The organism is Microbulbifer agarilyticus (genome assembly GCF_001999945.1).
Lineage (GTDB): Bacteria > Pseudomonadota > Gammaproteobacteria > Pseudomonadales > Cellvibrionaceae > Microbulbifer > Microbulbifer agarilyticus_A.
On record NZ_CP019650.1, the window covers coordinates 1508121 to 1520022 of the forward strand.

At 55.5% G+C, this 11902-nt stretch carries 8 protein-coding genes; 7 read left to right on the plus strand and 1 reads right to left on the minus strand.

The genetic code is table 11. The features are described from left to right. Positions 1-139 precede the first annotated feature (139 nt). A complete protein-coding gene (locus Mag101_RS05950; protein ID WP_077402152.1) occupies positions 140-928 on the plus strand; it encodes an IclR family transcriptional regulator in 789 nt (262 codons plus the stop codon). 275 nt (positions 929-1203) lie between these two features. Here the strand turns inward: Mag101_RS05950 and Mag101_RS05955 are convergent, their stop codons facing one another. Next, positions 1204-1860: a 2-dehydro-3-deoxy-6-phosphogalactonate aldolase gene (locus Mag101_RS05955; RefSeq protein WP_077402155.1), complete on the minus strand. Its 657-nt coding sequence runs from the start codon at positions 1858-1860 to the stop codon at positions 1204-1206. A gap of 197 nt (positions 1861-2057) precedes the next feature. Between Mag101_RS05955 and Mag101_RS05960 the strand changes: the two genes are divergently transcribed. The 6 genes from Mag101_RS05960 to Mag101_RS05985 all read left to right on the plus strand — a co-directional run bounded on the left by Mag101_RS05960 (position 2058) and on the right by Mag101_RS05985 (position 11892). Then, positions 2058-3623 (plus strand): MFS transporter, encoded by a 1566-nt coding sequence (locus Mag101_RS05960; protein ID WP_077402158.1) that lies wholly within the window; start codon positions 2058-2060, stop codon positions 3621-3623. 51 nt (positions 3624-3674) lie between these two features. Further along, positions 3675-4448, plus strand: coding sequence for an SDR family NAD(P)-dependent oxidoreductase (locus Mag101_RS05965; protein ID WP_077402161.1), 774 nt, complete (start codon positions 3675-3677; stop codon positions 4446-4448). 25 nt (positions 4449-4473) lie between these two features. Next, the gene (locus tag Mag101_RS05970; protein ID WP_077402164.1) at positions 4474-5628 is read left to right on the plus strand and encodes a mandelate racemase/muconate lactonizing enzyme family protein; all 1155 of its coding nucleotides are present in this window, start codon (positions 4474-4476) and stop codon (positions 5626-5628) included. Positions 5629-5728: 100 nt separating this feature from the next. Then, entirely contained in the window at positions 5729-8182 is a 2454-nt protein-coding gene (locus tag Mag101_RS05975; RefSeq protein ID WP_077408098.1) for a beta-galactosidase, read from the plus strand. A 197-nt stretch (positions 8183-8379) separates the two neighbouring features. Further along, on the plus strand, positions 8380-10671 hold the full coding sequence (locus Mag101_RS05980; RefSeq protein ID WP_077402167.1) for a hypothetical protein: 2292 nt from the start codon (positions 8380-8382) through the stop codon (positions 10669-10671). Positions 10672-10752: 81 nt separating this feature from the next. Beyond that, positions 10753-11892: a mandelate racemase/muconate lactonizing enzyme family protein gene (locus Mag101_RS05985; protein WP_232325158.1), complete on the plus strand. Its 1140-nt coding sequence runs from the start codon at positions 10753-10755 to the stop codon at positions 11890-11892. Positions 11893-11902: the final 10 nt, after the last annotated feature.

Below are 11902 nucleotides of genomic sequence, written 5' to 3' on the forward strand. Positions count from 1 at the left end.
GCGGTGTCAACCTGTGCTTAAATGCGCGAATCATCAAAAAGGTTTGCAGAAGCCCGGACAGCAATGGCTTGAATGCAACCGGTTGATAGTTTTGGGTTGATAGTTTTGGGTTGATAGAAACGGGTTTAAGGGGAAAGCGGTGCCCGCAAAAGACAAAGACAAGAGTGCAGGCCAGAAGAGCGATAACGGCAGTAAATATGCGGTTCCGGCGCTGGATAAGGCGCTGGAAATACTCGAATTTCTGGCGGCGGAGTCATTACCGCTGTCGCAGTCCGATATAGCCCAGGGTATTGGGCGTACTAACAGTGAGATCTTTCGTGTTTTGGTTGGTCTCGAGGCCCGTGGGTACCTGTTGCGGGAGGAGGTGTCCGGCAAATACCGGGTCTCCCTCAAATTACTGGAATTGACGCGCACACTTTCCCCTGTCTCCCAGTTGCGCTTTGCCGCACAGCCGGAGATGGAGGCACTGGCGGCGCGACTCGGGCAGTCTTGCCATTTGAGCGTGATCCACCAGGGGCAATTGATGGTGGTGCTGCAGGTGCAGAGCCCGGGGCCTGTATCCCTGTCGTTCAATGAAGGTACTCTGTTCCCGCTGCTGCAGACGGTTTCCGGCCGGGTGCTTCTGGCTAGTTGCGATCCTGGGCGTCGTGCGGATTTGCTGCACGGCGTGCATAACCTGACAGAGGCTGCCGAAGTGGAGCAGTCGTTGTTGGCAGTGCGCGAGGCGGGGTTCGAGCTGCGTACCAGTGAACTAACCGATGGCGTTACCGACTGTGCGGCGCTGGTGGGGCGGCCCGAAGGTGCGACTATTGCTGCGTTGGCGGTTTCCAGCCTCACTTCGGTGGTTGGCAAGAAACTGGAGCGTGAAGAATTGATTCGCTCGGTACAGGAGTCTGCCGGCCGTATCAGTGCGTCGCTCGGGCTTTGATGGTGTTTGAGTGCGTTGAACTTTGGGGTGTGCAGACCTAGCGGGCCTAGAAGGCTTACTAGAAGATTTAAAGGGCGCGCTCTTTCCAGATATAAAAAAAGCGCCCCAAAAGAGGCGCTGAAGCGAGAGAAAATGCCCTGTATGCCACAAATGGCGTTGTGGCAGGGCAAAGATTGCGAAGAGTCAATCGCAACTGACAACGTGTATTGATGCTTGGTCAGGGCCGCCGAGGTTAAGGCCACGGTTGCATAACCACACATCGATACGGGGAGAAACTAGTCGCCGAGCGCCTGGGCGCGCTTGGCTGCATCGACCATGATGCGCGCCTTGTCAGCAATCTGGCTGGCGTTATCGCCCGCCGCATAAATGTTGGACCCCAGGCCAAAGCCGCGGGCACCAGCCTGCCAGTACTCATCCATATTGGTGTCGGTGATGCCGCCTACCGCCAGGGTAAGCACATCTTTTGGTACCACCGCGCCGAGGGAGGTCAGGTACTGTGCTGGGAAATCTGCCACCGGGAACATCTTCAGCACCCGGGCACCGGCCTTGAGTGCGCTGAAGGCCTCCGTGGGGGTGAGGCAACCGGGAACGGAAATCAGGTCACGGTCGATGGTGGCCCGGATAATTTCCGGGTCGCAATTTGGCGAAACAATGATCTTTCCGCCGGCATTTTGTACACTCTGGACCTGCTCTTCGGTGAGCACGGTACCGGCACCACAAATGGTGGTTTCGCCGAAGTTGTCCATGATGTTGGCCAGCCGCTCGATGCTTTTGAGCGGTTCCACAGGGGAGTTCAGCGGAATCTCGATAGCGCGTACACCGGCGTCTAGCAGGGTGTTGGCGACCATGTCGACTTCATCTGGGGTAACGCCGCGAATAATGGCGATCAGTGGGCAGGCTTCCAACGCCTGATGAAACTGCTGGCTCAGCATGTTGTATTCCTGTTGTTCTTACTGGTCTTTTCCCGCAGGGGGTCAGGATGGAGCCAGTATAAGGGGCTACAGGAATATTTGTATATAGTTAATTGTTAACAAAAAGGAAATGGGGTTGTATGATGGGCCTACATCAAGTGGTGCCCGTTCCAGCAACCTGCGGTCGGAGTACCCATAACAATAAAGAGGGTCGTCCGATGAGAGGATTTCAATTAACCGCCTTCAAATTTGCCGCAATTGTGGCGTTTGGCGGTTTCATCTTTGGTCTCGACGCGGCGCTGATTTCCGGCACCGTGCGCTTTATTACCGCTGAGTTTACCCTGTCTGACCTGCAAGTGGGTACCGTGGTAAGTGCGCCGGGTTTTGGGGTGATCTTTGCCCTGCTGGTTACCGGGCGTATCTGCGATGCCTGGGGCCGCAAGACGGCTTTGCTGATCATCGCTGCCTTATACCTGTTATCGGCGATTGGCTCGGTCCTCGCGCCCAACTTTGAAATGCTGGTGGCCGCGCGATTCCTCGGTGGTTTGGCATTTACCTCTCTGTCCCTGGCCTCGATGTATATTGGTGAGATAGCGCCGGCGAATATGCGCGGCAAGCTGGTCTCGATGAACCAGATCACCACAGTGGTAGGGCTGTCTGCCGCGTACTTCGCCAACTACCTGATCCTGCAAGCTTCCAATGCGGACGCTGCCTGGGTAACCACCTTGGGTATCGATCAGTACACCTGGCGCTGGATGCTGGGGGTGGAAGTGGTGCCGGCGCTGATCTGGTTACTGATGCTTCTGATTATTCCGGAGAGCCCGCGCTGGCTGGTGCTGAAAGGTCGTCTTAGTGAAGCGCGCGCAGTCATGGGTAAGCTGATGCCTGCGGGTCATATTGAGCCGCAGATCCAGGAGATTCAGGAGAGCGCTGCCGCTGCGCCTAGCGGCAGTTTCCGGCAGCAAGTTGCCGAGATTTTCAAACCGCGCTTGCGCACCGCCTTCTGGGTAGGCCTCGTCATTGCGGTGGCCCAGCCGATTACCGGCATTAACGCGATTATGTTCTATGCGCCCACTGTATTTGAGCAGGTGGGTATTGGTACCGATGCGGCCTTCCTGCAGGCGGTCGTTGTGGGGGTGGTGAGTGTGATGTTCACCATCCTGGCGTTGCTGCTGATCGACCGCCTCGGCCGTCGCCCGCTGGTGCTGTTTGGTTTGGCCTGGGGCGGCGCCAGCCTGTTCCTGTGTAGCTGGGCGTTCAACCAAGCGAGCTATGAATTAACTGCGGACTCGCTGCAGGCGCTGGCAGCTGCGAATATTGATGTGTCGGCACTTCAGGCGCTGGTGGGCACTGTGTTCGAAACGGACGTGTCCTTCAAGCAGGCGATGTATCAAGCATTGGGTGAAGCCACTGCCCGTGCAAATGAAGCTGCTCTGATTCAGCAAGCAATCCAAATTGATGCCACGCTGGTGCTTGCGGGAATCATGTGTTTTATCGCGTCCTTTAACCTGTCTATCGGGCCGGTTATGTGGGTGTTGTTCTCGGAAATCTTCCCCACCCATGTGCGCGGTGTGGCCATTCCATTCTTCGCGCTGATTGTGAGCACCGTCAGTTACTTCGTGCAGCAGTTCTTCCCCTGGCAGTTGAACAATATGGGTGCTGCGGAAATTTTCCTGTTTTATGCCGCTTGCATCACCGTGAGTCTGGCGTTGTTGTTCCGCTTGCTGCCGGAAACCAAGAATAAATCCATCGAAGAGATTGAAGCCACCATGGTGCGCGCGTAAGCGCGCACCGCAAATGGCGATAAGCGACGATTAAATAAGTGAGTAGTCTTCATGTCTAAAGCCTTGCTGGATCAGAAGGTAGTTGTAATCACGGGCGCTGCCGCGGGCATCGGCTGGGGTATCGCACAGGTGTGTGCCGAGGCAGGTGCCACTGTTGTACTGGCGGATATCAACGATGCTGGCAATCGCGTTGAAACACTGCGGGACCGCGGCTTTGAGAGTGCTTATTTTCCGTTGAATGTGGGCGATGCCTCGGCGATAGACCCATTTATTGAGTCGGTGGTAGCGCGCTTTGGACGTATCGATGGCTTGGTCAACAACGCTGGCGTGACCATCGAAGGCGACTTTCTCGATTTTGATTTGGACAAGCTGGACTGCTTGTGGGAAGTCAACCAGCGTTCCGTATTTCTGTTGTGCCAGGCTGCGGCGCGGCGTATGCAGGCCGGTGGGGCGATTGTAAACATCGCTTCCAATCACGCCGGTGCCAGTGTGGCTGGCTACGAAATGTATGCCGCAACCAAAGGCGCCATTGTGGCAATGACCCGCGCAATGGCCTGGAGCCTGGGCAAGAAAGGTATTCGTGTAAACAGCTTGTGCCCGGGCCTGACGAAAACCGAGGCGGTTGCCAAGGTCGCAGATGAGAGCCCTGCGCTGGCCGCATCCTTTGACAAGATGCACGCGGACAACAAGTACAACACGGTCGAGGAAGTGGGGCATATCGCCGCCTTCCTGCTGTCTTCCTGTTCCGGGGCCATGACTGGCTCCAACATCACTGCAGACCATGGCCTCAGTGCCAGTCTGTGTCCCACCGATGACCTGAAGTAATGGCTTCAAAGAAGGGCTGGCTGCGATGAAGATTTCCGATATCAAGGTATACCCGGTTTGGGTTGGGCACCGGAACCTGTGCCTGGTAAAGGTGGAGACCGATGAGGGCGTTTACGGTTGGGGGGAATCCGGCCTTTCCAGTCGTGAGTTGGCGGTTGCGGGTGCGGTTAAACACTATCGTGACTTTCTGATTGGCCGCGACGCGCGCAATATTGGCGCGCTGTGGCAAGAGATGTACCGCAGTCAGTATTTTGAGGGCGGCCGCGTGCTGACCGCTGCAATTTCCGCGATTGATATCGCTTTGTGGGATATCGCCGGCAAGGCGCTGAACGTGCCGACCTATCAATTGCTGGGCGGCAAGCAGCGCAACGAAATTCCGTTGTTCGTTACGTCTACCAAGCCCATGGGGCAGGCGCTGATGGATGACTTCCGTGCATTGCGCGAGCAGGGTTGGGAAGTGATTCGTGCGACTACCGGTGAGCACGGCAGCCCTACCGAACCCACCACATTCGATGTGCGCAAATCGATTGCGGCAGCGGCCGGTAGCTTGAAAGAAATTCGTCAGGAACTCGGCGAAGAACTGGTGCTGGGCATTGACTACCACCACCGGCTCTCCGTGGCGGAAACCGCAAGTTTTTGCCAGAAGTTGGGAGAAGGGGTGCTCGACTTTCTTGAAGAGCCCATTCGCGACCAGTCGGTGACTGCCTACCAAGGCTTGCGCAAACTGACGAATGTGCCGTTTGCAATTGGTGAAGAGTTTGCCAGCAAGTGGGACTTTTTACCGTATATCGAGAATGACCTCACCAATTTTTCCCGTATCGATGTATGCAATGTCGGCGGCTTGACCGAGGCCATGAAGGTGGCGGCAATGGCGGAGAGTCATTACATCGACATTATGCCGCACGACCCGTTGGGCCCGGTGTGCACCGCCGCAACCATCCAGATGTGTGCCGCGGTACCGAATCTGGCCTGGTGCGAAATTGCTCCCTACGACAGCAATAAGTCCGATCACGACAAGTACTTCATCAACCGGCCGCAAGAAGTGAATCGAGTTTACCAGGTGGGTGATGCACCCGGTCTTGGTATCGATGTAAACGAAGAGTTGATTGCCGAGCAGTCGTTTAAATTTTGGGAGGCACCGCGCCTCTACAAACCCGACGGTAGCTACACCAATTGGTAAGAAATCGTTTATTGGCTTTTTTCAATTGAAAAGGGCAGTCGCGATGCGAACGACGATTTCTTCAGGAAATACATATCAATAATTAGACGTGGAAAAGATGATGGAAACCAAAAAAGCAGCTGCTAAAGCGTCGGCCGCCGTGTCACATTCAACACCTTTGATTCGTTCTGTGCTGGCCCTCGCTATAACCGCGGCGATATTGGGCGGTCTGGCCGCCTGTTCCGCGGAGCAGGGTGATGGTGTGCAAAAAGACGGTGTGCAAGAAACTGGTGCGGCGTCCGGTGCAGACTCCAACCTGCTGGCAGAAGACTTTGTGCTGGAAGGGTTTGATAAGGGTGATGTGCCCGCGTCGGTGCAGGTGAACAACGGTACCGCGGCTCTGGTGGATGATGGTGCCGGTGGCAAAGCGCTGCAGGTCAAGCTGAAACTTGCCGAACACAATAACGCGGGGCTTGTCATTAAACCGGCAGAGGCCTGGGACTGGAGTGAGTTTTCCGATTTTAACCTGGCCTTCGATGTTTCCAACGATGGAGAAGAGTCTGTTCAAATCGACGTCACCATGGCTGACAAAAACGGGGATTTCTACACCCGTGGATTGGTTGTCCCAGCGGACGGCGTAGCGCGCACTTACTACGCGAAGTTGCACGGGCACGATCAGGAAGATCCCAAGGCCGCAGCACAGAATGAATTCAACTTTGCCTCCGGCCTCCGTTCCAACCCGCCCACTTGGCAGTCTGATGACATCATGCTGCATTCCTTCTGGGGCAAAAAACTGTTGGATTTGAGCGGAATTACCCAAATTTCCTTTGGCTCCGATGGCAGCCTGAGCGACCGCCAGTACACCATTGATAACCTGCGCCTGCGTGCGAACCCGGAAATGGATAAGAATTTCCTGAGCGGGCTGCTGGATCAATATGGTCAGAATGCCAAGGTGGATTACGTCGGAAAGATTCACTCTGATGAGCAATTGCAGCAGGTTGTTGAAGCGGAACTGGCAGGCTTGTCCGGTGAGCCGAATGCAGATCGCTCAAAGTTCAGCGGCTGGAAAAATGGGCCAAAGCTCGAAGCGACTGGTTACTTCCGTACCGAAAAGGTCAATGGCAAGTGGGCGCTGGTAGACCCGGAAGGCTATCTCTATTACTCCACCGGTATCGATATTATCCGCCTGTCGAATTCCTCCACCATTACTGGTTATGACTACGACCAGGCGCTAATCCCGAAGCGCAGCGCAGAAGACGTTATTGCCGAAGATGACCAGCCGCTGAATCGTGTGGATGAGAAGGCCTGGGCCACCCGCGAGCTGATCTCCCAGACCCGCTCGGATATGTTCGAATGGCTGCCGGGTTACGAAGACCCACTGGGGAATCACTATGGTTACCGCCGCGAAACCCAGTCTGGCCCACTGAAGCACGGTGAAACCTTTAGCTTCTACAGTGCCAACCTGGAGCGTCGTTACGGCGAGACGTATCCGGAGTCTTACCTGGATACCTGGCAGAAAGTTACCATCGATCGTATGCTGGACTGGGGCTTTACATCCCTGGGTAACTGGGCGGCGGATTCCTACTACAAGGAAGAGCGTATTCCGTTCGTTGCGTTTGCAGACATCATCGGTGAATTCAGCACGCTTTCTAGCGGCTTTGATTTTTGGCATCCGGTACCGGACCCTTACGATCCGCGTTTTTATGCCCGCGCAGTGGTTGCGGCGGAATCCGTCAGCGAGCAGATTAATGCCAGCCCATGGTGTATGGGTATTTTCTTCGACAATGAGCAGAGCTTTGGCCGTCTGGAAACCAATGAGCTGCATTACGGTATTGTGATCAATGCACTGTCGCGGGACGCGGCAGATACGCCGGCCAAGGTTGCCTTCAGTAAAGTTCTCAAAGAAAAGTACGGAAACATTGACGCGCTGAACAAGGCCTGGGGCAAGCAGGTCGCTTCGTGGGAGGCGTTCGACAAGGGCATGGACTCCAGTGTGAGCACCGATGCGCAGCTGGAAGATTACGCCACTCTGTTGTTCGAATACGGCAATCAGTACTTCGGCACGATCAACAAGGCGATGAAGTCTGTGCTGCCCAATCACCTGTACCTGGGCTCCCGTTTGCCAAGCTGGGGCATGCCTCCGGAAATCGTCAAGGCGGCGGGTAAAAACGTCGACATTATCAGCTACAACCTCTACGAAGAGGGCCTGGTCCCGTCCAAGTGGGCGTTCCTGGCGGAGATCGACAAGCCGAGCCTGATTGGTGAGTTTAGCTTCGGCTCCGATGATCAGGGCCATTTCCACCCGGGTATCGTTATCTCCGCGGATCAGAAAGATCGCGGCCGCATGTTCAAGAACTATATGCATTCGTTTATCGACAACCCCTGGTTCGTCGGTGTGCACATGTTCCAGTACATGGACTCGCCGATTACTGGCCGCGCTTACGACGGTGAAAACTATGCCAACGGCTTTGTGTCGGTTGCGGATGTTCCATATGTGGAAATGGTCAAGGCGGCCAAAGAAGTCCATGAGGGGCTTTATGAGCGTCGCTTCGGCGATACGCAGCCGGAAGACTAGTCCCACCGGTTCGATCGGGTAGGGCGGTCTGTTCCTAACCGTGTGTCCTTTGAGAGCGCGCTGCCCGCCGGGTAGTGCGCTTTTTTTGTTTCAAAACAAGCAGTTATACCTGAGAGGGCCAACAATAACGTTTACATTTCAGGTGGATGACTGTAGATTGTTAACAAAATAACTGTATGTCAGCCTCGGGTAGCCTTATGGCCAGAAAGCTCTTCTCCGCCCAGTTCCGATCACACAAGGTGCGCTCCCTCGCCCTTTGCGTGTGCGCGGTTTCTGTGCTGTTGGTGGGGTGTGGCGACCCCAAGGGGCAGCAGGTGATTGATGACGGCGGGGTGAAGCTCGCAGGAATCCCGAACCTGGCCGAAGGGCGGGAGATCCCCTCCGGCGTGAAGGGGGTTGGTGTTTCCTTGTCCCGGGTGGTGGATGGAGAGGCTGCATCTTTATCTGCTGCCTTCTCCAGTAGTTCTTACGAGCCTCGGCTGGAGTTCAATCCCGAGCCTGGGCAGGTTTGGGACTGGAGCGCAGCGGGAGAGAACATAGGCTTGGCGCTACGCGTCACTAACCCGGGCGATCATTCCGCACAGTTATTTGTTTCGGTCTACGATGCGAAAACGTTTGGTACTCGTTCCTTCAACCTACCTGCCGGTAGCAGCGGGAACTTCTATTTTGACCTGAACGGTCCCGCGCTGGCGCTGGATACCGGCATGCGCGACGCACCGGCCCTGTATGACAACGCCGCCACCGCCATGACCTGGATGTGGGGCAATAAAGCGCTGGACCTGACCAGTATTCGTCGCATTGAGCTGAATATGAAAAGTATCCTTAGTGACCGCACACTGGTGTTTGAGGATATTCGGCTTGCCGCGAACGGCGCATTTCAGGCGCAAAACCTGCAAGGCATTTTTGACCAGTATGGTCAGTACGCACCGCAAGAGTACCCAGACAAGATTCACAGTGATGATGCGCTTCGTGCAAGCGCTGCAGCGGAAGCGGAAAAGTTTGCTGAACAATCCGGTTTTCCCGACCGCTCGACCTTTGGTGGGTGGTTAAACGGACCAAGGTATGAAGCCACGGGCTTCTTCCGTACCGAAAAAATTGATGGGCAGTGGGCACTGATTGATCCCGAGGGTTATCTGTTTTTTGCCACCGGTGTCGACAACATGCGAATGGATAATACGGTCACCATGACGGGTATTGATTTCGCAGAGCCCGGTGAGCGCGATGGTGCGGTGGTGGCTTCAGAGCTACGCAAGCAACTGTTTCAGTGGTTGCCTGACGAGCAGCACCCTCTGTCCAGTCATTATGTATACCGCCCTGTAGTGCATACCGGCCCCGTGGCAAAAGGTGAGGCCTTCAGTTTTTATCGCGCAAATCTAGAAAGGAAATACGGTGCGGATTATTTGCAGCGTTGGCGTGAAGTGACGATTGATCGCCAGCTGGACTGGGGGTTTACCACCCTGGGGAACTGGGCAGATCCATCTCTGTATGGCAATGGCAAAGTTGCGTATGTAGCGAATGGTTGGATTCGCGGTGAGCACAAGCGCGTGAGTAGCGGTGATGATTACTGGGGGCCGCTGCACGACCCATTCGACCCTGTCTTTATTGAATCGGTAAAACGCACCGTCGCTCAGGTCGCCACGGAAGTGCAGGGCGACCCCTGGTGCATGGGCGTATATATTGAAAATGAGCTGAGTTGGGGTAACACCAAGTCCGATGCCGGACATTTTGGTTTGATTATTCACACCCTGTCCCGCAACTCGAACGAGAGCCCGGCCAAGTCGGCGTTTGTTGAGATCCTAAAAAACAAATATTCCACGGCGGAACAGTTGTCCCAGGCATGGTCTCTGCCGGTGGCATCCTGGGATGCGTTCGCGACTGGGTTTGCAATGCCTGAACCGGGCGAGGGCAGTCTGCAAATCGAGGGCACACTGCGGGAAGATTTTTCTCTGCTGTTGGAGTCTCTCTCTGCACGCTTTTTCTCGGTAGTGCAACAGGAGCTCGCGGCCGTGATGCCCAACCACTTGTTCCTTGGTGCCCGTTTCGCAGACTGGGGCATGACGCCCGAAGTTGTTCGCGGTGCCGCTGCACATGTGGATGTGGTGAGTTACAACCTCTATACCGAGGGGCTGGCTGCAGACAATTGGGCGTTTTTGTCCGAGATCGACAAGCCGTCGATTATCGGGGAGTTTCATATGGGGGCGACCGATTCCGGCAGTTTCCATGCGGGGTTGGTGTCTGCTGCGGATCAGCAGGAGCGCGGTGAGATGTTCCGTGACTATATGCACACCATTATCGATAGCCCCTGGTTTGTGGGTGCCCAGTGGTTCCAGTACATCGATTCGCCCGCGTCGGGCCGTGCCTGGGATGGGGAGAATTACAACGTGGGCTTTGTCACCGTTGCTGACGAGCCTTATGGCGCGCTGGTCGCAGCAGCCCGGAAATTGAATGCCGAGCTGTACCCGCGGCGTTATGGGCAAAAAAATGATTGACGTCAATTGTTAACAATCTACAATGGTCATCATTGTATCAATGAAGTTCTAATAACAAGACACGGATTTTGGGGTTCCTCCATGCTGATGGAAGTGCAAGAGCAGGCGTCCGCGCTGCTATCCGCGAGCACGATTGCCGCTACAAAAGTCGAGTACTACCAGATACCTCTGGCCGAGGTGCTCACTGACGCCCGTCATGGTGATCACACCCATTTCGAGCTGCTGGTATTCCGTGTGCGCTGTAACGATGGCCTGGAAGGGGTTGGCTATACCTACACGGGCGGGCGCGGTGGCCGTGCCATTTATTCCCTGTTGCAAGACGATATTCAGCCCTTGCTGGAAGGCAAGGATGCCAACGAAATCGGTGCTGCCTGGGAAGAAATCCAGTCGCACCTGCACTACGTGGGTCGCGGTGGTCTGCTGAGCTTCGCCCTGTCTGCCGTGGATATCGCCCTTTGGGACCTGCGCTGCAAACGCCTGGGCATACCGCTGTGGAAGGTGGCCGGTGGTGCGGACAACACCACCAAGTGTTACGCCGGCGGCATCGACCTGAATTTCAGTGAAGCCAAACTACTCGACAATATTTCCAGCTACCTTGCGCGCGGTTTTAACGCGGTCAAGATCAAGGTCGGTAAGGATGAATACCGGGAAGATGTGGCACGGGTGGAAGCGGTACGCAAGCTGATCGGCGACGATGCCATTTTTATGGTGGATGCCAATTACTCCATGACCGTGGAGCAGGCCGTTCGTTTCGGGCGCGCCATCGACCACTGCGATATTACCTGGTTTGAAGAGCCCACCATCCCCGATGACTATCTCGGTTATGGCCGTATTGCCGAGGCGATCAATATTCCGTTGGCAATGGGCGAAAACCTGCACACCATCCACGAATTTACTTACGCGATTGCGCAGTCGAAGCTCGGCTTCCTGCAGCCGGACGCATCGAATATCGGCGGTATCACCGGTTGGCTGAAAGTTGCCGAGTTGGCCTACGCCCACAACCTGCCAGTGTGCAGCCACGGTATGCACGAGCTGCATGTGTCACTGATGGCGAGCCAACCGCACGCAGGCTACCTGGAAGTTCACTCTTTCCCAATTGATGAATACACCACCCGTCCCATCGTGTTGCAGGACGGCCGTGCTGTCGCCTCCAATGAGCCCGGCACCGGCGTGGTGTTTGATGATGCACTGCTGCGACCACATCTGGTCAAGTACACATAACAGGTAATTT

Coding starts and splice junctions, on each gene's coding strand:
- Mag101_RS05960 (WP_077402158.1), top strand. CDS start 2,058: ATGAGAGGATTTCAATTAACCGCCTTCAAATTTGCCGCAATTGTGGCG.
- Mag101_RS05975 (WP_077408098.1), top strand. CDS start 5,729: ATGGAAACCAAAAAAGCAGCTGCTAAAGCGTCGGCCGCCGTGTCACAT.
- Mag101_RS05985 (WP_232325158.1), top strand. CDS start 10,753: ATGCTGATGGAAGTGCAAGAGCAGGCGTCCGCGCTGCTATCCGCGAGC.
- Mag101_RS05955 (WP_077402155.1), bottom strand. CDS start 1,860: ATGCTGAGCCAGCAGTTTCATCAGGCGTTGGAAGCCTGCCCACTGATC.
- Mag101_RS05970 (WP_077402164.1), top strand. CDS start 4,474: ATGAAGATTTCCGATATCAAGGTATACCCGGTTTGGGTTGGGCACCGG.
- Mag101_RS05980 (WP_077402167.1), top strand. CDS start 8,380: ATGGCCAGAAAGCTCTTCTCCGCCCAGTTCCGATCACACAAGGTGCGC.
- Mag101_RS05965 (WP_077402161.1), top strand. CDS start 3,675: ATGTCTAAAGCCTTGCTGGATCAGAAGGTAGTTGTAATCACGGGCGCT.